The following is a 21,307-nucleotide window of genomic DNA, read 5'->3' as shown; positions in this document are numbered from 1 at the left end:
AAAGGGGGGCGAGAACGTAGGCCATCAACCCGTCGCGCGGTGGTCAGACGACCAAGATTCCCGCTCTCACCGATGTGCTCGGCCGTCCCGGCGTCCTCCTCCTGACACTCGGTAACGCCAGCGACGTGCGCACCGCCCAAGAGGTATTGGCCGAGGCCCCAGGCCGCATCCATCGCTTGGCCCCCGACAAGGTTACGACGCCGATTGGCTGCACGCTGACCTGCGGGAGAAGGGCATCACACCTGTCATCCCGGGCAAGCGCGGCCGCAAGCGCAGAACCCACCACGACAAGCGCCGCTATCGCGAACGCTGGCGCGTCGAGGCCACCTTCTACCACCTCAAAGACTTCGGTCGTATCGCCCCCCGCCACGACAAACTCGCCCGAAACTATGCCTCCGCCGTCGCGCTCACCTCCGTCATCGCCTCCTGGTTCTGATCGAGTCCAGCCCCTAACACCGGAAGTGGGTCGCACGCTCAGAAGTGGACGTTCTGCTTTTGATCGAGGCCGCGCAGGAACGCAGATTGGGATTGCCCCACAGAAACGGGGCAACCCCAGTCCCAGACCACGTGTTGGCTGGGTTTCGGCCCAGCATCGAAAAGGATCCGATATTCAGCGACCCTTGGCACGGTCGCCGACAAAGGAGACGCTGCGTTCCCCAACGGCCAGCCGGAACGTGCTCTTACCCGTGGGGGTGGCCCGATTGTCATTGGCACCCACCACGGTCCCAACATAGGTGATCGCGCCGGGGGAGAAACGTACGTTGCGCGGCGAGGACCCGGTTGTGTTATTGGCGCGCCCGACGACAATCCATTTACCGCCGACCAAGCGGAGGACGATGGCCATCTGGTCCATACCATTACCAGTCGCATCGTACTGGTATTCGACGAAGGCGACGGCCTCGTCAGTACCTGCGTCTGGTTTGCCGTGGAATAGAAGCACGCCCTGATCCAGCGATTTGATCGTGCAGGCATCCTCGCCGGCTTGCGTGTAGCAAGGGATCTTCGTGGCTGCCATGTAAATGGCCAGGGCTGGCGCGGCGGGGCCTGCCGGCGCGGCAAACGCATAGGGCATCCCGGCGGTCAGACCGAGAACGGCAAAAGCGATGCTTCTGACAGAGATCCCGCTCATGGCTGTACTCCGTGATCGTGTTCTCGCTCAAGTGGCATAGATGCCAGGACACGGCGTCATCAGCAAGACCCAAAAACCATCCTAGTCGATGGCCGGTTAGCGGCGTTACTCGCTGCTAAAACAGATGAGATCGCGGCAGGGGCGGGCAGGCGACGCTCTGTTCAGCAGTACTAGAAAGTAGACACATCCTATCGTTTGATCGACGTCAAGACAGCGTGAAAGTGTGCATGCCGCCGCTCATCCCTTGCTTTCCTTCGGCAAACGTCCGGCCAATTTGCGGATGTTCTCGGGGGTCCATCGACTGCCACGCACCGTACTGGTCCCTTCGGCATTCAGGCGATCAGCGATTGTCCGCCAGCGGCCTTCTCCCTCGGGGCAAGCGGCCAACGCCGCACGCAGCCCCGCATAAGCCCCAAGGCGCAACGCGGACATCGCTGCCGTCTCCTGTTCGCGCCATTCCGAGAAATGACGGATGGGGTCCAGCCTCTCGCCATCAAGATCAATCGGATCCGGTGAAAGGGGAACGCGCTCGACGTCCAGCCTGCGCAGATGCTCCACGAGGTATGGGTTGTCCCGCCACGACCGCTCGTTGAACGCAACGTGGATCACCGCCGCCCGTCGATCGCCCGCGATGGATTGTACCTGTTCGAGGGCCTCATGGACGGCGCTAGTGGCCCGGTCGGGCCGGATGTCCATGAAGGCGATTTCCCCGAGTAAACGTCCTTCCAAACGTCCTTCGAGGCCGGTGACGTAGCGGTGCGTCAGGGCCCGCTGATAGCGGATCGTCGTGCTGACGGCAGCTGCAGCCGCGGCGTCTCGGGGAAGGTGGCGCAAGCCGATCCGCGGCACCGGAAGGGTCCAATAGAATCCGATATAGGTCCCGCTCACGTGCCCTCCCGATCTGCCCGGACAATTCCGACAGGCGTCCGGCACGACGCTAGGACGGTCTAGAGTCGCCACGCAACCGAGGAGAACACCATGGCGCAGAACAAAATCGAACCGCTCCGGATCGCCGAGATCGCAAGCGGCCGGCACGGGGGAATGTTCGGCATCACGATCGCACCGGGCAAGACGCAGGCCTACGGCTTCGCCGGTCCGCATACCCGCAATTTAGGCGCAGACCTCGACGCGGTCGCGGCGTGGAACGCGGCTGCGGTAGTTACGCTTATGGAGGAGCACGAACTGGTGCAGGTCAGGATCTCCGAGATCGGTGAGGAGGTCCGCCGTCGGCACATGGAATGGCACCACGCCCCGATCATCGACGTCTCTACGCCGGACGTGACCTTCGAGGCCGCATGGTCGGCGCTCTCAGCCCTACTCCGGGCTCTGGTCGCCCGCGGTGGGCGCGTGCTCGTTCACTGCCGGGGCGGCCTCGGTCGGTCGGGCATGGTCGTGGCGCGACTGTTGGTCGAGGATGGCATGGAGGCGGGCGAGGCAATGCGTGCCGTCCGGGCCGTGCGCCCCGGTGCCATCGAGACCCCGGCTCAGGAGCGCTGGGTCTCGCGGGGACGGGCCGCACCACTCACACCGCCCTCCCAGACCCGCGAGGCCATACGGGATCGCGCAGTCGGAGCGCTGATTGGGCTTGCCGTTGGCGACGCACTCGGAACCACAATCGAGTTCACACAGAAGCCTCGGTATGCGCTCCTCGACGACATCGTCGGCGGTGGTCCGTTCCAGCTGCGGCCCGGCCAGTGGACCGACGATACCGCGCAGGCACTGGCCCTCGCCGACAGCCTCACCGAGGATCCGAATCTCGACGCCCGTGACCTGATGGACCGCTTCGTCGCATGGCATCGACGTGGGGACTACTCCTGCACCGGAACTTGTTTCGACATCGGAAACGCCACGCGGGCCGCCCTGGATCGCTACGAGCAGACGGGCGATCCCATTGCCGGCTCGACCAGCGATGCCGTATCCGGAAATGGCGCTCTGATGCGCCTTGCACCGATCGCGATCCGCCATTGGAATGCCCCCGAGAGACTGCAAGAGATCTCTGACCGTCAGACCCGGACCACGCACGGGTCGCCCGCGACGGTGCGCTGCTCCCGTCTTTTCGCCGACCTGCTGTCACAGGCCATTTCCGGCTTACCGCTGAATGCGGTGCTGGAAAGCTCCGCGGCCGAGGCCATTGAGGGGGATTGGCGTGGTGTGGGACGCGAGGCGATCGAAGGTTCGGGATACGTCGTGCGGTCGCTCCAGGCTGCCGCATGGGCGGTGGCGCGCACGACCAACTTCCGCTCGGCAGTGTTGCTCGCTGCAAACCTCGGGGACGATGCTGACACAACGGCCGCAATCGCCGGTCAACTTGCCGGGGCCATCTATGGACTCGCGGGCATCCCGCCGGAGTGGATCGCCGTATTGGCATGGCGCGAGCGGATCGAAGCGGCAGCCGAAACGCTGTTCGATGCCGGCAATCCCGTTGCTGCCCCGTCTCGCCAATCGAGGTTCGTCGCGACAGCAGAGGGGGTCAGGATTTTTCGGCCGGGCATCGGCGAGATGGAGTTTCGGCATGGACGCCTTGTCCCGCTCCAAGCTCCAAGTGGGGATGCCGAAGGCGGGTCTGTGCCCCCTGGTCATACAGACACATGGACGAAATCGGTCGACGACCTAATTGGATTCTGGTCGCGGCTCGGTGATGCGTCCGTGCACCCGGATGACGTACCGCACGTATCCCCGAACAGTTTCGCCCTCGATCTGCATCCGGTCCCATGGGCCGGATCGTTACGCAACGCGAAAGTTTATATCCTCTTCCTCAATCCGGGACTGAGCGAGGACGATCGAATTGAGGAGGCACGTCCCGCCTTCCGAGCCGCCTTGCGCGCCAATCTCTTGGGGGATCATCCGTACCTTTATCTGATGAAGAAGAACTCCAAGCATCCCGGCTTCCGGTGGGCACGTCAGACCTTCGGACCGGACGTCGTCGAAACCGATGCTCCGGACATCTGCGTCATCCAGCTCGTTCCCTACCATTCAAAGGAAGGGGACGTAGCGACGAAAGTGGCGAACGATCTTCCCTCGTCTCGCATGGTCCAGCGTTTCGTGCAGGACGCGCTCTTGCCGCGCGTTCGATCTGGGGACGCGGCTTTGATTGTGGCGCGCTCCGCCAAGCGATGGGGGGTGACGACTGAGGAGCCGGGAGTGGTGGTCTACAGAGGCGCCGAGCCGCGGCGAGCGTTTCAGACGAACGGCAGCCGTGGTGGCAAGCTGCTGCGACAGATGTTGCGCTCGACGAGCTGACGCAGGAACGAACTAAACGGAAAACGTCCTCGTCGCGCTCACGCGGAGGGATGCTCGCCTCGAACGGACGGATGCTCGACGAAGCCCCCCCGCGCGCTGATGATCTAGGCGTGTCGGGGGCTGCCTGAGCACCTGCGAGATTATGGCCGCGGCGGGAGCAATGAACACTCACCGGGTGCTCAACCGCGCCGCATAGTCTCCCCGCGCAGCAGCCCGCATCCGGCTTCGGCTGCTCGTAGAGGCCTTCGTCCCACACGGCCCCGTGGTACTGACACTCGCAAGTTTCGGGCGCAATGGCATCCATTCAGCCACTGCGGATACGTCTTCGAGAGAGCTTTACAACCGCTTATGACGTACCGTCGTGAAATTGTGGGCTTTCAGCAAGTTGCGCGAGTAAGCGTCTCGTACAATTTTTGATTTCAATCCTCAACTAAACTCGCGTAACGAGATTTGGCTTTAAAGTGTTAGGGTTTCTGTGAAATCGATCCGTCGGACCGTCATCACCAGTGGCCGCATGGCAACGCGCTCGATCCGCGTCGACATGGCGAAAAATGGCGACTTTGGTACCGCCGTTATGACCTTCGAGCAGGCGGCAGCTCGCCTGGCAGGCGGCTTCTCGCGGGGCATCGACAATGACACGCTGAGCGGCGCAATCCATGAGATCCTGCCCGCTACCGACCTTGGCGAACTCAACGCGATCAAGGTGCTTCCGGGCATGACCAGCGCCACCGCAGAGACGCTTCACAAGGTCTGGCGCTCAGGCTTGAATCTGCAAGCGCGCACTGAGGAACATCCTCGCATCGCCGCCATGGCGGCTCTGGAGCAGGCGGTCATCGCCAAGTTGCCGTCCGGCATGCTGCGCCCCTGCGACCTAGTCGAACGCGCGATCTCGCGAATCGTCCATGCACCGGCCGTCCTGGGCAGCATCGAAATCGTCGGCCAGACTGAGATGTCCCCCTGCTGGCGTCCGCTGCTGCTGGCGTTGACGAGGCACATCGCCATCACTTGGCAGGCGGGCCCGCGGCATGCGCCCGAGTGGCTCGATGCAACCGGAGTGAAGATCATTCGTACCGCGCCAACATCTCCGGCGCTGACGAGTGTCAGTGCCGCCACGGCCCTTCACGAGGTCGTCGAAGCGATCCGCTGGGCCCGCAAGCTGGTTGCTTCGGGTCGAGCCAAACCGTCCGAAATCGCGATCGCGGCCGCGAGCCCGTCGGATTACGACGATCACATGCTGACCTTGCGCAGCGACGCCAATCTCGACATCCGCTTCGTCCACGGCACAAGCGCCATTGCTACACGCGATGGTCAGGCTGCCGCCGCGCTCGCCGACATCCTATCGCGCGGGCTGGGCCAGGCCCGGCTGCGGCGGCTGGCATCACTTTGCCGCGAAACCGGCCTGTTTGCTGGCCTGCCGGAAGGGTGGCTGCGTATCCTGCCCGAGGACGCGCCGCTGTCATCCCCGACCGCATGGGCCCGTTTCCTCGCCCAGTTAAAGGCTGACGCTTGGCCCGACGGAGCCGACCATGCTCCGCAACTCGGCGCGATCATTAGAACCTTGGGTGGCGGACTGCATAGGGCCGAGGAAATCGGTCGCGAGATCCTGCCCAAGTCAGCTTTGAGGGTCTGGCTGAAGGCCATGGAGAACGGGCCGGCTGTCGCCATCCCGATCACGCTGAACGGGATCCGGATCGACGACAGCGCGCAGGCGCCCGCCGCGATTGCATGGATGCCGGCATCGGCCTTGTCTGCCAGCCCGCGCCCGTTCGTGCGGCTGCTCGGTCTGACCTCACGCGCCTGGCCGAGGCTGGCCTCGGAAGATCGTCTCCTGCCCGACCACATCATTCACAGCACCCAGATCGACCCTTTGCCGATCGGGATCGCTGATCGCCGCGATTTCGAGACGATCCTGGCTACGACGCGATCGGAAATCGTCCTGTCTCGGCCGCGGCGAGACGGCGAAGGCCGTATGCTCGGCAAGAGCCCGCTGCTGCATGGCGTTCCAGGCGAGGATATTTATCTCCGGCGCAACAGCACGCCGGCGCATGCAATGAGCGAGGTCGATCGCTTGGCTGCCAGGATCGACGAGTTTATCACCACCCCGCTCGCAGTTTCCGCAAAGGCTTGCTGGATCGACTGGCACACCTCCGAGATCACGCCGCATGACGGGCTCGTTAGGGCCGATCACCCCACTCTCGATTTCGTCCTGGCGCGTAACCAGTCTGCAACCTCGCTGCGCAAGCTCCTACGCGACCCGCTGGGATTCGTCTGGCGCTATGGGCTCGGGCTCAAGTCGCCGCGCATGGGAACCGAGCCGCTCACGCTCGACAACCGTGGTTTTGGCGAGATTCTCCACGCCACCCTGGATGGGGCGGTGAAGCGCCTCGAGGCCGAGGGAGGGTTAGCGAGCGCTACCTCGGAGCAGGTTCATGTTGCCATCAGCGCGGCAGCACAAGAGGTTGCATCGCAGTTCGAGGCGACCCAGGCGGTTCCACCGCCTGCGATCTGGATGCGCACGCTCGAAGATATGCGCAATCTCGCCACCGTCGCCATCCGGCCACAGGACGAAGATCCGCTGCCGGGTCAGAAGAGCTATGCCGAGGTTCCATTTGCGCGCGTTGACCATAACGCGTCCTCGTTGATGCCATGGGATCCAACCAGGCCGGTTCGCATCCCCAGTGTCGGCTTCCTGATCTCTGGCTTCATCGATCGCCTTGATCTGGCCGGCGACCACAGCGTCGCGCGCGTCAGCGACTATAAGACCGGCAAGCCGCCCAAAGGGGGCGAGCAGTTCATCATTAACGGTGGCAAGGAGCTCCAGCGTTGCCTCTATGCCTTCGCGGTGAAGGTACTGTTGGGTGACGAGGTCGAGGTCGAGGCGGTGCTGCGCTACCCGCGTTCGGGCCGAACCATCGCACTCGAAAACGCAGACACGGCTTTGAGCGAGGTCGCGGGCTATCTGGCCACGGCTAGGGACAACCTCAAGTCTGGACGTGCCTTGCCTGGACCCGACACCGCTGATCAGTACAACGACCTGCTCTTCGCCCTTCCGGCGAATTCAAAGAATGGATACCAGCCCCGCAAGCAAGTTGCCTCGACTACGCTGCTCGGGCCGGCGGCAGCTGTCTGGGAGGCGCTTTAATGACCGTCGTGACAAGAAACCTGCCCGACCAAGCCAATCGCATCATCGCCATGACGGCTCACGACCGTTCTCTTCTCGTCGAGGCAGGGGCCGGCTCGGGGAAGACAGCGATCATGGCCGGCCGCGTCGCCATGATGCTGGTCTCGGGCATCAGGCCGCGCCACATCGCTGCCGTTACCTTCACTGAGCTCGCGGCAAGCGAACTGCTCGCGAGGATCCGTCAGTTCGTCGACGAACTCTCGGCTGGTCGCATCCCCGTAGAGTTGGGAAGCGTCATTCAGAGCGCGCTCGATAGGCAGCAGAAAGCGAATCTGGATAGAGCGGGTCATGAGATCGACGAGATCACCTGCTCGACGATCCACGGCTTCTGCCAGAGGCTGATCAAGCCCTACCCGGCCGAGGCGAACATCGATCCCGGCGCGTCGGTCGCAGACCGCAACGATGCCGACTTCGTCTTCATGGATCTGCGCGATGCTTGGATCCGCGATCGGCTCGGCGCCAATGGCAGCCCGCTACTCATCGAGATGGTTGCAGTCGACCCCAATGAGACGCTCGGTGCGATCGAGCGCGTGTCTGACTGCATGCGACGCTCTCGCGAGTTGATGCCGCCTCCGTCGCGGCCGATATCCGAGCCTGCAGCAGCGTTTAACCACACCGTCTCGGCTTTGCGCGCGTTCATTGACCGTGCGCCATGCCTCGAGCCGGATCTCGCGGACATCATCACTGCCTTCGAGACACTGGCAGCGGCAGTCGCGCCAGCCGAGACCGACGAGGGACTAGCCACTCTGGTGCGCCTCGTCAATGAGGTCCCTGGCGACGAACTTTGCACCACCACCGGCGGATTCAGGTCCTATCGGCGCAAGGGCGCCTGGGCCACGGCCGCAGCCAAGGCTTCGCTCTCGAAGGCCGAGGGCGAGCGGCTCTTCGCCGAGGCCGACGGCCTCTACAAGGCTGCCGGCGAAGCCTGGACCGATCTCATCTCGAACGCGGCCAGCCGGCTGCTGGCCTTGCTCATGACCGAGCTGCAGCCCCTGATCGAACAATTCCGCACCTACAAGCGCGATGCCGCCCTTCTCGACTTCGACGACCTGATTGAAGCCGCGCGCAACCTGCTGCGCAACCACGAGCCTGTGCGCCAGGCGCTGGCCAACCGCTACGCACATGTCCTAGTCGACGAGTTCCAGGACACCGATCCACTCCAGTCCGAGATCTTCTGGCGGCTCTGCGGCGATGATGTCGGGGAATCCGGTGACTGGTCGACGCGCGCCCTGCGGCCGGGTGCCTTGTTCCTGGTCGGCGATCCCAAGCAGGCAATCTACCGCTTCCGCGGCGCCGACGTTCGAGCCTATGTCGCGGCGCGCGAGGCTATCATTGCCCAGGACCCAGCCAATGTGCTCTCAATCGCGACGAACTTCCGCTCGTGCAGATCTATCCTGGAATTTGTGAACGGTCGTTTCGAGACCCCACTTTCGGTCGCAAACAACCAGCCGGGCTTCACGGCGCTAGACCACTGGCACGCCGACCGCGGCACGCACCCTTGCGTGGCCGCTCTCGACTTTGAGGGACCGGTCGAGAAAAACCCCGAAGCTAGCAAGGCCGCCGAGGCCGAGGCTGTGGCCGAGCTGTGCGCTCGCCTGATCGGCAGCCACCAGGTTCGCGACCATAAGACGGGCGAGGCGCGGCTGTGCCGCCCCGGCGACATTGCCCTGCTTGCTCCAACCGGCAATGGGCTCTGGCGCTTTGAGGAGGCGCTTGAGCGCCGCGGCGTGCCTGTCGCGACGCAGGCAGGCAAGGGCTTTTTCTGGCGCCAGGAAATCCAGGACTTAATCGCCCTGACACGGGTGCTCGCCGATCCGCGCGACACGCTCGCTCTCGGCGCGCTTCTACGAGGACCTCTCGTTGGGCTGACCGACGAGGTCCTGCTCGACATCGTTTGGGCATTGCCTCGCAAAGATGGCGAGGACGGACCCGGCCGCCTGACCCTGTGGGCCGATCTCGACCATGTCGGCGATCCCGTCGCCAAGGACGCACTTGCGCGCCTTCAAGGGCTCGCCATGCGCGGCAACGCGACGACGCCCCACAACCTGCTGTCACAAGCCATCGCCGAGTTGCACGTGCGTCCCACGCTGCTGGTGCGGCATCAGGGCCAAGCCGAGCGTGCGCTTGCCAATGTCGATCTCTACCTAACGATGGCGCGACCCTATGCGATCCGCGGACTGCGCGCCTTCGCCGAGGCGATGACCTCGGCCTGGGAAGATGAAGGCAAGGCCGGCGAAGGTAGACCCGACGCCCAGGAGGAGTCGGTCTCGCTCTATACCATTCACGCCGCGAAGGGTTTGGAGTGGCCGCTGGTGATCCCGGTGAACACCTCGACCGGGATGATGAACGCAGTGGGCGCTGTCATCGAGCGTGGCACATCGTGCCTTTACTGCAAGATCTTCGGCGTCGCGCCCGGCGGCTACGAACAGGCGAGCAGCGATGAAAAGGACGAAATCGCACGCGAACGCGTTCGGCTCTGGTATGTCGCGGCGACCCGGTCGCGCGAACTCCTGATCTTGCCGCGGTCGTCGTCCGGGGTCGATCCGCGTAGTTGGCTCGGCGTCGTCGACCTAATGATCGGGGACTTGCCCAGCGTCGACGTCGCGGCCTATGACGATGTCGTGCTTGCTGGTGCAGGTTCCGCAGCAAATGACCAGAGCCACGTTGCCTTCGCTTCCGAGGGGGCTGTCATCGCGTCAGTCTCCCGCGGCCTCACCTGGAAAACACCGAGCAACCATCGCGACGCTGACAAGATAGATCCCGTTGCAGCCGAGCCCACAGTGATCGGCGGCGGAGATGCCTCGGAGGTCGACGATGTCTCTGCTGTTGTCAAGATCCAGGGTGGCCGCGAGCGAGGCCTCGTCATGCACAAGCTTTTCGAGGAGGTGCTCACCGGCGAACTTAGCGACGATCAGGCGAGCCTGGCCGCGCGCGCAGCAGTACTCATCTGCGAACTTGGGCGGACGCCGGCGGACGATCCTGGACAGGGCTGCAATCCGGCCGAGCTAGCTGGGTCCGTAGTAAGGGCACTCAACCTGCCGGAGATCGCCTCGGTTCGCCCGTCTCTCATCGCCGAATGTCAAATCTACGCCTATGAGGCCGGAGCTGAAGCCGACACCGTGACCTTCGGCATCGCTGATGCCATCGGCTTCATCAATCGGCAGGCAGACCTAGTCATTGACTGGAAAAGCGATGTCGCCCCAGACGATAAGACGGTTGCCGGCTATCGCCAGCAGGTGCGCGATTACCTGCGCGCCACGAGCGTCAAAGTCGGCCTGATCGTATTTCCGACAAGCGGCCGCGTTGAGCGGGTGGTGCTGTAGTGACAGCCAGAGCTTCGACAGCGTTGGCCATTGTGACGTTAGGCAGATCCAGCCCGTCGCGTCGCGCGGTTTCGGCGTGGTAAATAACAAGCAGAGGGAGAACAATCTGCTTGGTGCACCAGATGTAAAAAAGCGTTGAAGCGTGACCCTTCTCGCAGACCACCTTAAGATTTTGTAATATTAGAAGATTTTTTTATTAGGTGGGGTCACGATCGGCGCCGATCGTGACCCCACCTAATTTTAAGATTGCGCAGATCAAAAAAGAGGCCATGCTTCATCTCACACAAGTCGCTCTTCGGCACTTATTCACACCCCGCAGGACCGGAAGTTCGGACGAACTTATTTTAAAAGCTGTCTGACACCTTTGGCTCGCCATCTGTAGAAATTCTCCTTACCTAACAATATTTAATACTACTCCATATTACTGCGGTTTTCGGGCGAAGGATCGCTGACGCGATCGCACCATACGGACCATCAGAGGCTCGTTGCCCAGATCAAGCTATTGAGGGCCGAAGTATGTAAGAGGCCGGATTGAGCCGACGGGCATTTCGTGTCAGGCGTGGATATTGCTGGGCGGGTCCCGGACGGTTGAGACTCCGAGAAGTAGGCTGTGGCATGCTGACGGTCTTTCTCGGAGGAACGCTGTGCCTTTTTTAAAGCTGACGATGGCTCGCTCGACGAGCCCGATCTACGTGAACTCGGATAATATCATCGCCGTCAACGCAGCCGCGCCTACACCGGGCCGTCCTGTCCAAAGTGATCGAACTGAGATCACGACCACCGGAATGACAGGGGACGAGAACGGTATGCGCTTTGTTTATAAGATTTTCGTAGAAGAGAAGCTGGAGGACGTGGCAGCAGCTCTCAGTTCAGCTGGATTAGTTTTGTAACGTCTGATTGACACAACGGCCGCTCCGCGCCGAAGCCTCGGTACACGGAAAGACTTCCGGAAGCCGCAAGGTGTGAAAGAGCGTTGAAGCGTGGTTCATCCGCACTTTCGGTGCTGCGGAGTGATTCAGGCGTTGGTTCGCGTGGTAGCCCGAGGGCAGCGCGATGCCGATCTCGAACCCGTTGATGCCGTCAGTCCCGGACAGCCTGCGTGTCGATAACCTGACGCTGGATGGAACGAATTTGCTGATCACCGCCCGGACCACGGTGGCCCAAGCCTCCTGTCAGGTCTGCGGGCGTGCTTCGGCGCGGGGGCACACTCTGCATTGCCGTGCCGAAACTGAGGCAGGCCGCCAAGGATGTACGTGCCTTCGCCAACCTCCTGCGCCAGGGAAATCTTGCAGGATTGACACCGCGCCTGGAGGCCGCAGCTGCGACCAATCTCGGCGGCTTCGTCACCGGGCTCCGCCAGGACGAGGTAGCCGTGCGCGCTGCTATCATCGAACCCTAAAGCAACGGTCCTATCAAGGGGCAGGTCAACCGCCTGAAACTTATCAAGCGCAGCATGTACGGCCGATCTGGACTCGATCTCCTGTGCCAGCGCGTCCTCCATGCCGCGTGAGCCGAGACCGGGTAGTGTCTCAGTTTGAAAATTGACCCCGACCGATTGAGCCTCGCGTTCCCGTTCCGATCCCTCGCGTGATTTCCCTCACTGGCGTATGTTTGACGCCAAGCAGGAGGCCGGGATGGGGCACGCGTCCGACAAGCTGGAAATGACCTTCACGCATCGCGGGAGTTGGAAGGGGCATATATGGAGCCGAGGAATAGTGATCGACACCGTGCCCATCTCATGGACTAAGGGGTGGGTAGTTGATAAGCCGAGCAAAACCATTTTTCTGGAAGTATGGTTCCAGAAAGAAGAGGAGCTTTTGGCAGCAATGAACGCTAATGAACCATTCAAGGTGGCTGTCGGCGTGGCGGATAACTACGACGCTTTTCCGCACAGCTTCAAAGAGTACAGAGGTTTGTTCCTCGTTGAGCCAACAGGCGAGCGCATCTCAGACATAAGCATTCAGACCCGCGTGCTTGAACGAGTGAAAGGCAATTGATGCCGACCGGACCTAAAGGCCAGAAGCGCCCAGCCGACGCGATCGGCAACGCCGTGAAGGTGATGCAGATCGCCACCGAGGAGGAACCGGAGGATTACGGCTCTGTCCCCGAGAAGAACGAAGCCGCCGCCGAGATGGGCCGGAAGGCTGCGGCGGCTCGGGCGGCGAACATGACGCCCGAAAGACGCATTCGGTGCGGACGTGGACTACGCCATGCTGGTGAAGCTTTACGGCCCGGCTCCCGGCGGCACCACAGGCTGCTACAGCCCGGCCGAATGCACCGGGATCAAGAAGACTACTGTGACTGGCTCGCCCGACGAGGCGCACGTCTCCACGTCCTACGTGAAGCTTCAGAACCTCACGATGCGCATGCAGATGAAGCGGTTCACCCGCCTCTCAAACGCATTCTCGAAGAAGTTCAAGAACCACGCTCACATGGTCGCGCTCTACACGGCCTGGTACAACTTCGTGAAGATGCACAAGAAGCACCGGATGAGTCCGGCTATGGCCGCTGGCGTGTCCGATCGGCTTTGGACCATGGAAGACGTGGCAGCGATTATAGAGGCTGCAAATGCGCCTGTTAGGAAACGCGGGCCGCATCGAGAGCTAAATGGGGACAAGCAATGAAACGAGAGGATTTTGATGAATATTCCAATCTTATACCCTCATCGGCCGCCTTTTAGGCAAAGAACTAGATAACTATATCTTTCGCTTTTATATAAAGCAGGTTCTTGAAATTATTACAGACAGCATCGACAGCAAAAAGAGATGCTTCTTATAGATTTATATTCATAATTACAAGAGGTTAAATTAAATTCACTACAATATCCCGAATTAATGAAAAGTGCAACATTTGAAGGCGGAGTAAATGCCGCAAAAAGCATTGTCCGGAAACGCCTAACATTCGATGCGAATGGGGACCTGATCTAAATTTCAAACTGATATACTACCCGAGACCGGCAGAGCTTGACTCGACAACAGAGCCGCAGCACCGAAAGTGCCGATGAACCAATCTTTGTCGCCTATTCATAATCGATTCGGCACTTCAGCCCGACGCTATCCTAAAGCTCACACAATTGCCCTGGCGCCGATGGGCCAATAGGTTCCGATCAATGAGAGGTGGTATAAGTTCCAGCATCTCCAGGCAGCCACCCGTCCGACACCATCTCCTCGACGCTCTCGTAGATGCTGACCTCCAGGGTGCGGCGATCGATGACCCGCATGTGCCCCTTAAGGATGTCCTCGGCGGACAGGACGCCTTCTTGCCCGTTCGCATGTTTGAGACGGAGCTCGGTTACGCCGTCGACGTCGACGGCCATTACAGCCGCCGCCGTCCTCCAGATCGCATCATCATTCATCGCGCGACCCTGGCCGTGAAGCCGATTGCCGTCCGGTTCGCACCCGGCTTCGCCGCCACCTCGGCGGCTAGCATCCCTAGAAGCGCGGCAGGGTCTCGCTTGCCCAGCACCGTCGACTTCCGAGCCACGACCGCGAAATCGCCGCAAGTGAGCGGATCGAGGAGGTCGAGGCCGGGTGGCGGCGCGATGCCGAACTGACGCAAGAAGGCCGCGTGCGTCTGATCCGCGCTCATCGGCCGGAACTCAACCTTGAACAGAAAGCGGCGTAGCGTCGCTGGGTCGAGGCTACCCATCAAGTTGGTAGTGCAGCAGAAAGGATGCTGGGCCGCCTCCATGCGTGTCAGCATCTCGTTGACCTGACTGACCTCCCAACTCTGACGAGCGCCGGCACGGTCACGCAGGAGGCTGTCGACCTCGTCGAGGATCAGCATGGCGCGGCGATCGGCGGCTTCCTCGAAGGCGGCCGCAATCCCCTTTTCCGTGCCACCGACCCACATGGACAAGAGATCAGAAGCCCGCCGCTCGACTACATCGAGCCCGAGCCGCCTCGCGAGGTGGCGGGCGTAGGCGCTCTTGCCAGTACCCGGAAGCCCGTAGAAACAGAAGGACAGAGCCCGGTCGGATCCGGCTGCAATCCGATCGGCCAGGGCGGCCAAGTTGTGATCCGCCGCCGAGAGTGCTGGATCGAAGGACGTGAAAGCCGGCTCGGCAGCGACGGCACGTCCGCGAGCCATTGCGGCCGCAACCGAGGTGGCAGCGCGTAGCGAGTCCTCGGCACCGCCCCCTGTGAGCTTCGCGACGCGCAGACCAGCATCGAGCACCGCGGGCGAGGCTTCGAGTGCCGCCACGCGGTCGAGATCGGCGGAGCCGAGTCGCAGCTTGTTGCGACGTGCCATCCGATCAAGCATGCGGCGGCGCCCCTCGTGGCCGAGCACCGGCAGGCGCAGCGCGAGCGACATCCGACGCATCACGGCCGGGCCGAGACGGTCGGGGTGATTGGTGATCCAGAGCGTCGGCGCCTCGGTGGTCTCGACAAGGCGGTTCATGAACACCTTCGAGCCCGCGCGCAGCCGGCCATCGTCGCTGTCCACGCCGGTGAAGACGTCGTCGGCCTCGTCCATTACCAGGAGGACGCGGCCCGCCCGCCCGGCGAGCGCGCGAGCAACCGCGAAGGCGGAGATGCGCTCGTTCCGGTTCGGCTCCCCCGCTTCGTCGTCCGTCTCGCCGATGAAGGAGGCGCGCGCACCGACCCGCGCCGCAAGCGTGCGGGCGAACTCGCTCTTGCCCGTGCCGGGCTCGCCGTAGAGGAGAATGTTGACCCCCTTACTCCGCTCCCGGAAGGCACCCTCCACCAGCCGCTCGGCGAGGTCGCGCACGGGGCCAAGATGGACGAAGTCGTCCCAGCCAAGCCGCGGGCGCTCGGTACGGCCGAGTAGCGCCTCTCGGAGCACTACCGGACCGGCTGAGGCCATGCGGGCGACCCGCAGCACCATGCGGGACGGCGCGAAGTCTCCGGCGTTGCGATCCTCAACGAAACCTAGCAGGCACAAGGGCCGGCTGCGCTTCAGGCGTCCCTCAATCGTCTCAGTGCCCTGTCCGAGAAGCGCAGCCAGCGCGCGGATGCCGATCTCGTCGCGGCCGGGCGAATTTCCCGCCGTGACCTGAGCGAGCGTGTGGAAACGCCGATCGAGGGCCGCCCGCACCGTCAAGCCGAGGATAGCCGCGTCGAGCCGGTCGAGCGCCAGTGTCTCGATCAGCCAGTCGAGGCGGCGCTGCAAGCCCGACCGTCTCGGACGCTGCTTCGGAGGGCGCACGCGGTCCAGGATCGGCGCGAGCAAGTTCCAACTCTCCTGATCGACACGGCCGCGCCCGGAATCATAGGCATCGCGCGATAGGTCTGGCAGCGGCTCGCAGGCGAGTTCGCCGGCATGCCGCACCAGCCACGCGACGAAATCGCGATCGGGTCGGGACTTCTCATGATGGATGCGCTTTAGCACAAGATCCGCGTCCGAGACGCTCAGGTCGACGTCGTCGGCTTCGTGCCCGCCCCGCGCCGCCGCGTAGGCGTAGCCGCGCAGAAGATGTCGTTCGAAGGGATGCATCGCGCCGCTCGTTGCCTTGTGTCGATGCGTGCATTAGGCCGGCCTTCTACGACAAAAGCGGACGTAGGTTGATGCGCAGGGGAAAGTCGGATGCGCTGCTCGGCCTTGCGCGAAGGCTAACTGAGGGGTGCAAGAACGCGCTGGAGTTCTGATGCGAACCCCGCCAGCAGGGCTTTGCCGGCACGTACCGGCGAGTTTACCGCTTCGTCGCCAAGCGCCGCACGAAGCCGCCGCGGCGCACCGCCTGCAAATGGCTGGCATGGACGGAAACGCTGGCCACGGACGCGATCTTTTCCATCTCCCAAGCAACTCGCCTGGTTCCTGAACGAACCCATCGAGTCCCTCCATCCCCATACGACCGCCGCCATTGGCCGGATCGAGCAGGACCCGGAGGCGGCTTGGTTCAGTGCGCCGGCGCAACGGTTCGCTACCCAGGTGCGGAGTTACTGTGTCGATAGCAACCGGCCCGCTGATCCGGATGGCGAACTCGACGTTTGGCTCGACGTCGCGCGTCTTAGTGACGTACTAGCTCTCGAGACGATCGCGACCGGCCTAGAGCGGGTCGAAAAGACAGCGCGCGCCGGATTGACGACGTCTTGGGGCAACGATCAGGCGGAGGGCCAGATCAGCAGGCTGAAGTTGCTCAAGCGGACCATGTACGACCGCACCGGCTTCCCTTTCCTTCGACGCCGCATCATTCTCACCCCGTAATCCACGCGAACAGAGCGAGAAGCCTGAAGGCCGGGGGGATCAGAATCAACTACTCGCATTTTGCTTCGGCCTTCCCCAGGGCGAACTAAGGGGGAAAGCCAAGACAGCAGAGTTCATTCCACGCCTCGCATCCGAGTTTGCGATAGGCCCCGATTGAGAGCGTCGAAGCCTTCCTCTACGCCGCGTCCAGTGTCGCAGGCGGAACGGCACGGCCCCTTCATCCGGCCAGGTAGACAAGCCAAACCCCACGACTGGAAGCGACGGTTCCAGACATCCCTTATGGTGCACTACGAGATGCCAAGTCATGCCGGAGGAGATCGACCATCGCCGTGTGATGCGCAATTATGGCGAGGCTGTCCCACGCGCGCATTTCAACCTTTGCTATATCAGCCATCTTGCGGAGTTTCGGGCTCTGCGCCACGATAGCGTCGCTCGCGGCTTTTATGATGGGCGGCGAGTTCGTAAACTTCGAGTTGTCGCGAACGGTGACCAGCGCGAGATTTCCGAAGAGGTCAATATCCGACGAATCCCCCAGCGCGCCGTAGGCCGATTGGAATTCCGTGTTTGGGCCTTGCGGGTAGAAGTGCTCGATCGAGTTGCGGAAAGTGAACCGGAAGTCTGCGTTCGGGACCTCGATCGCCAGGAGATAGTCGACGTAAGTGAACACAATGCGGCTGATGTCGAACCCCGTGGCCGGCTCTCCAGTCTCGGAGAGCTGGGAACGAACTCGTTCGCGTGCGTAACTGCGGAGCCTGTGGCCGAGCGTCACCACCGTCTCCTCTGGAGGGTGTTTGTTAGCGATACTCAGGACGTGGGTGATCCAGTGCATCGTCTGCGGAGATGTGTACGTCACGCGTAGCATCGACTCAATCAGGAGAAGATCATTGCTGGCGTGATCGACTTCGCCATCGTCCTCAACCTCGACCACGGCCAACGTCGCAGTATTGATGTATCGGGGCGACGCTGACTTCCTTCCCTGTGGGACCTTTCCCTTAACCAGACGCTGAAGCGACCAGTCCCCTTCGTCCACGTTCGTTGCGGTGAACTGCCGCTTGAGGACGTAGGCGTCGAAATAGTTACGACAACGTATCAAAAACACGAGGAATTCGCGCACTTTGGAATCGTCAGCGGCCTTGTGGTGGAATTCGGCCGCGAAGTGTTTGATGAGCTTCTTATCGTCCAGACCACCTTCGTTATCGCTGTCGTCCCCTCGCCAGACCTTTAACACATGCAGGAGGAACGCTGGGAATTCGATAGTCGAGCGAAATCGGACGTTATCCGGGTCCTCAGAGAGCGAAGCGACGCCGGCAGTGGCGTACTTCAGCAATGCCTTATCGAGCGTCAATGCAGCATCGGAGACCTCGAAAGTATTGGCATCGTGCGCCTGAATGACACGTTTGGAATGAGCAGCCAGTAATTCGTTGAAGGACGAGACACGAAGCCACGCCCAGTCATCGCCGAACAGCATCTTCCGCGTCTCGGTGTCGCCTCGCGTCAACGACATTTGGACGTAGGAATCCATGTCTGCGCACGCCTCCCAGACCCAGGCGAAGCACGCTCGCACCGCATCGCTGTCGAGGAATGCCATGAGGCGTGCCTTGAGGATGTCCACCTGCTGTAGCTGCTGTCCGCGCGTGTTCATGATTTCAAAGTACCGGTTCAGGTCCGTCTTCTTCGGTAGAACCGTGCGCACAAGGGTGACGCAATTTTGGAGGTAGACGGCGAATTCAGCCCTCTTATCACCTTTGGGGACTGTCTGGTCCATTAACTGACTAATGATGTTGAACCCTTGGTGGATTCCCTGGTCTTCATGAGCGACAGCCGTGCCAGGGCCAGCATGCCCGGGCCGGTTGGACCAGATCCGTCGGAGTGCATCGGTCGAACGCGCCCGCGACTGGTACCGCAGACGGTCCCTGTAAGTGTCCGGGACCGATGGGGTGCTGTGCTTAAGGTAGGTAAGCAGGAGGTACAACGTCGTCAGGCGTTGCTGACCGTCGATGACCTCGTAGTCGATCGACTTGGAGTCGGTCGTCTTGGAGTCGCGTTCAGTGACAATGAGGTTGCCAAGAAAGTAGTTGTCTTCGCCCTCGTTCATTGCGTCGCGGACGTCTCTTATAAGCTGCTCGATCTGTTCGGCTCCCCAGGCGAAGTTCCGCTGGTAGATCGGGATCGTGTAATTCGCGTCGCCGTCGTCGAACAGCGATCGGACCGGCATGACGGTCGCCTTTAGCTTTTCCATTGTCATTGTGCCCCCAGAGTCTTCAGCACGCGACTGAGATTCGCCTCGTGGTCTAGCTTGTCGTTGTACTGCTTGCTCGAGGCTGGAAGCTCATGGACTTCTCGCCCCGATGTGGCGTTACGAAGCAGACTGAACGCTGAGGGTCCGTCCACTTCTTGAGCGAGTTTGTCGACGGTCTTGAACTGGACCCGGAGAAATCCGACCCGCGGGGTAAAAGCCCAGGCAAACAGCCGCTGGCGAGCCGCATCAAGATCCTCGTCGCCGAACTTGTTCGTGAAGTACAGCAACGCGGCCACATACAGCTCGGAAACGTACCTGTACCGGTTACGCGAAGGCTTTTCGGTAAAGATTTCTCGGTCTTCCGGCCGCACGGACGGGTTGTAGGATGCGAATTCCTCCCATCCATTGAACGCGCCCCGGCGCAGGTCAGCCAACTCCCCGAGCATGAACGAGACCATCTCGAAAAACCCACGCCCCGCCGGCACGGGGGCGTCGAGTTGGAAGCGAGTGCGCCCGACGTTGCGCTCGTCGGCCTGGGGCATGCCCGAAGTCCACGCGGTAAGCAGCGGCACGGCTGCCTGGGCGGCCAAGTGATAGCGGGCACTCGGCGCGTTGATGTCTGCCGCCGCGATGCCCTTGAACATCCCGATGTCACGAGCAGTGAAGGCCGGAGCAGCTTCGCCGCGAGTCCATCGGAAAATTCTATAGAGGAATGTCGAGAACAGCCGGTCAAGATCGCGGTCCGAGACTGCTTCCCAGTTCTCGACCACAGCCGCCATCATCGGCTCCGATTCCTTACGCTTTCGCATCTCTCGTAGATGGTGTGCCTTGAGCAGGTCGTGCGGAGCCAGCGGTTTGCCGCGATAGTTCTGCGAATCGAAGACACGGAATGCTTCATCCACGTCGTTGGTAACCACCCGCACCAACTGGCATTTAACGGCGATATATTTCCTAATGTCTTTCTTTCTATCGTGCGGCCAGGTTCCGACTCGGTGGCTCAGGACATTCCATACCATCGCGACAGGGTTTCTCGTAATTTTCGTGTATCTGGCGCCATCGGCTCCGTCGAGAATATCCAGAATCATCTTGAGAGTCAGTAAACGTTGTTGTCCGTCGACTACATTCAGAGGGCTATCGTCGCCTGTGTTCTGGTGCAGGATCACCGCTCCAAGGACATAAGTGATCTGGGAGCGTTCCTTGTCCTCGAACGCATCGCTGATGTCGTTTATTAACTGCAGCGCTGTTGACGGTTCCCACCGGTACGGGCGCTGATACGGAGGGATTCGCAGTTTGTCGTCGATAAGATCGCCGACGCAAACGACGCTGACCCCCTCTTCACGAATCGCCATGTCTACAGCTCTCCTCACTTACCTCAGATTGAGTGGAGCGACGGCCTCCAGATGCGCGCGACAAAAACCCGCCGTCTAGGAGTTTCTGAAACGCGACATGCCGAGCCCGTCTAACGGGCCTTTCGCAAACGCGAACAGGCCTTCGTTCATGGACCGTTAGCCATTCCTTGCCAGCTTGCTGCCCCCGCCTTGCAGCCGGCCCATGATCCTGTTCTCCATCGCCGCAAAACTGAAGCAGCGCGTTAATGCCGACTCCTGGTACCTGGGCTATCCGCTTAGCTGTCGCGATATCGAGGAGCTGTTCCTGGAGCTTGGTCTGGAGGTCGATCGCAACACCCTGAACCGTTGAGTTCTGGCCTACGCGCCACTGATCGAGAAGCGATTGCTGCAGTTCTGTAGACCGCACTGTGGATCGGTCCGGGTCGACGACACCTACATCAAAGTTCGCGGTGAGTGACGCTATCGCTACCGGGCCATCGACAAGCACGGCAATCCGGTCGACTTCCTCCTCAACACCAAGCGAGATCTCGACGCGGCCAAGCGATTCTTCCGCAAGATACTTTCGGCCGAGCCGTTGCTCGCTCCGGATCGCATCGACACGGCTTGCGCCGGTCCGTATCAGCCAGCCATGGCCGAGAGTCGGAAGGCAGGCCTGCTGCCCCGCACGCTGATCCACTA

10 protein-coding genes and 4 pseudogenes are annotated in these 21,307 nt (G+C 61.7%); 8 read left to right on the top strand and 6 right to left on the bottom strand.

The annotated features are described in order from the left end of the window. Positions 1–436, top strand: a pseudogene (locus IPV08_RS23250) (IS5 family transposase); the annotation flags it as partial. Between the two features lie 174 nt (positions 437–610). On the opposite strand, the gene IPV08_RS23245 reads toward IPV08_RS23250, so the two are convergent. Together IPV08_RS23245 and IPV08_RS23240 are read right to left on the bottom strand one after the other, a co-directional pair. Beyond that, the gene (locus tag IPV08_RS23245) at positions 611–1,129 is read right to left on the bottom strand and encodes a hypothetical protein (RefSeq protein WP_207414090.1); all 519 of its coding nucleotides are present in this window, start codon (positions 1,127–1,129) and stop codon (positions 611–613) included. A gap of 237 nt (positions 1,130–1,366) precedes the next feature. Continuing rightward, complete coding sequence (locus tag IPV08_RS23240) at positions 1,367–2,017, bottom strand: hypothetical protein (RefSeq protein ID WP_207414088.1); 651 nt, start codon at positions 2,015–2,017, stop codon at positions 1,367–1,369. Positions 2,018–2,170: 153 nt separating this feature from the next. On the opposite strand from IPV08_RS23240, the gene IPV08_RS23235 reads away from it, so the two are divergent. From IPV08_RS23235 to IPV08_RS23210, 6 genes and pseudogenes are all read left to right on the top strand, one after another. Beyond that, positions 2,171–4,369 (top strand): ADP-ribosylglycohydrolase family protein, encoded by a 2,199-nt coding sequence (locus IPV08_RS23235; RefSeq protein ID WP_246748193.1) that lies wholly within the window; start codon positions 2,171–2,173, stop codon positions 4,367–4,369. Between the two features lie 514 nt (positions 4,370–4,883). Further along, entirely contained in the window at positions 4,884–7,511 is a 2,628-nt protein-coding gene (locus tag IPV08_RS23230; protein ID WP_207414083.1) for a PD-(D/E)XK nuclease family protein, read from the top strand. Continuing rightward, positions 7,511–10,873: a UvrD-helicase domain-containing protein gene (locus tag IPV08_RS23225; protein WP_207414082.1), complete on the top strand. Its 3,363-nt coding sequence runs from the start codon at positions 7,511–7,513 to the stop codon at positions 10,871–10,873. Before IPV08_RS23230 ends, IPV08_RS23225 begins: the two co-directional genes overlap by 1 nt. A gap of 1,351 nt (positions 10,874–12,224) precedes the next feature. After that, a pseudogene (locus IPV08_RS24830) lies at positions 12,225–12,383 on the top strand (ISL3 family transposase); the annotation flags it as partial. 205 nt (positions 12,384–12,588) lie between these two features. After that, positions 12,589–12,870 carry a hypothetical protein gene (locus IPV08_RS23215; protein WP_207414080.1) on the top strand — a complete coding sequence of 94 codons (282 nt, stop codon included), beginning with the start codon at positions 12,589–12,591 and terminating at the stop codon, positions 12,868–12,870. 189 nt (positions 12,871–13,059) lie between these two features. Continuing rightward, positions 13,060–13,434 (top strand): annotated as a pseudogene (locus tag IPV08_RS23210) (IS1 family transposase); the annotation flags it as partial. A gap of 545 nt (positions 13,435–13,979) precedes the next feature. Here the strand turns inward: IPV08_RS23210 and IPV08_RS23205 are convergent. The 4 genes from IPV08_RS23205 to IPV08_RS23190 all read right to left on the bottom strand — a co-directional run bounded on the left by IPV08_RS23205 (position 13,980) and on the right by IPV08_RS23190 (position 20,629). Then, on the bottom strand, positions 13,980–14,228 hold the full coding sequence (locus IPV08_RS23205) for a hypothetical protein (RefSeq protein WP_207414077.1): 249 nt from the start codon (positions 14,226–14,228) through the stop codon (positions 13,980–13,982). Beyond that, positions 14,225–16,330, bottom strand: coding sequence for an AAA family ATPase (locus IPV08_RS23200; RefSeq protein WP_207414075.1), 2,106 nt, complete (start codon positions 16,328–16,330; stop codon positions 14,225–14,227). Before IPV08_RS23200 ends, IPV08_RS23205 begins: the two co-directional genes overlap by 4 nt. Positions 16,331–17,318: 988 nt before the next feature. Beyond that, the gene (locus tag IPV08_RS23195; RefSeq protein WP_246748191.1) at positions 17,319–19,280 is read right to left on the bottom strand and encodes a DUF262 domain-containing protein; all 1,962 of its coding nucleotides are present in this window, start codon (positions 19,278–19,280) and stop codon (positions 17,319–17,321) included. A gap of 2 nt (positions 19,281–19,282) precedes the next feature. Continuing rightward, on the bottom strand, positions 19,283–20,629 hold the full coding sequence (locus IPV08_RS23190; protein WP_207414070.1) for a DUF262 domain-containing protein: 1,347 nt from the start codon (positions 20,627–20,629) through the stop codon (positions 19,283–19,285). A 202-nt stretch (positions 20,630–20,831) separates the two neighbouring features. Between IPV08_RS23190 and IPV08_RS23185 the strand changes: the two are divergent. Next, positions 20,832–21,307 (top strand): annotated as a pseudogene (locus IPV08_RS23185) (IS6 family transposase); the annotation flags it as partial.

Source organism: Methylobacterium sp. SD274 (genome assembly GCF_017355285.1).
Lineage (GTDB): Bacteria > Pseudomonadota > Alphaproteobacteria > Rhizobiales > Beijerinckiaceae > Methylobacterium.
This window is presented reverse-complemented; position numbering and strand designations above follow the sequence as displayed.

Coding starts and splice junctions, on each gene's coding strand:
- IPV08_RS23200 (WP_207414075.1), bottom strand. CDS start 16,330: ATGCATCCCTTCGAACGACATCTTCTGCGCGGCTACGCCTACGCGGCG.
- IPV08_RS23225 (WP_207414082.1), top strand. CDS start 7,511: ATGACCGTCGTGACAAGAAACCTGCCCGACCAAGCCAATCGCATCATC.
- IPV08_RS23245 (WP_207414090.1), bottom strand. CDS start 1,129: ATGAGCGGGATCTCTGTCAGAAGCATCGCTTTTGCCGTTCTCGGTCTG.
- IPV08_RS23190 (WP_207414070.1), bottom strand. CDS start 20,629: ATGGCGATTCGTGAAGAGGGGGTCAGCGTCGTTTGCGTCGGCGATCTT.
- IPV08_RS23195 (WP_246748191.1), bottom strand. CDS start 19,280: ATGGAAAAGCTAAAGGCGACCGTCATGCCGGTCCGATCGCTGTTCGAC.
- IPV08_RS23235 (WP_246748193.1), top strand. CDS start 2,171: ATGTTCGGCATCACGATCGCACCGGGCAAGACGCAGGCCTACGGCTTC.
- IPV08_RS23205 (WP_207414077.1), bottom strand. CDS start 14,228: ATGAATGATGATGCGATCTGGAGGACGGCGGCGGCTGTAATGGCCGTC.
- IPV08_RS23230 (WP_207414083.1), top strand. CDS start 4,884: ATGGCAACGCGCTCGATCCGCGTCGACATGGCGAAAAATGGCGACTTT.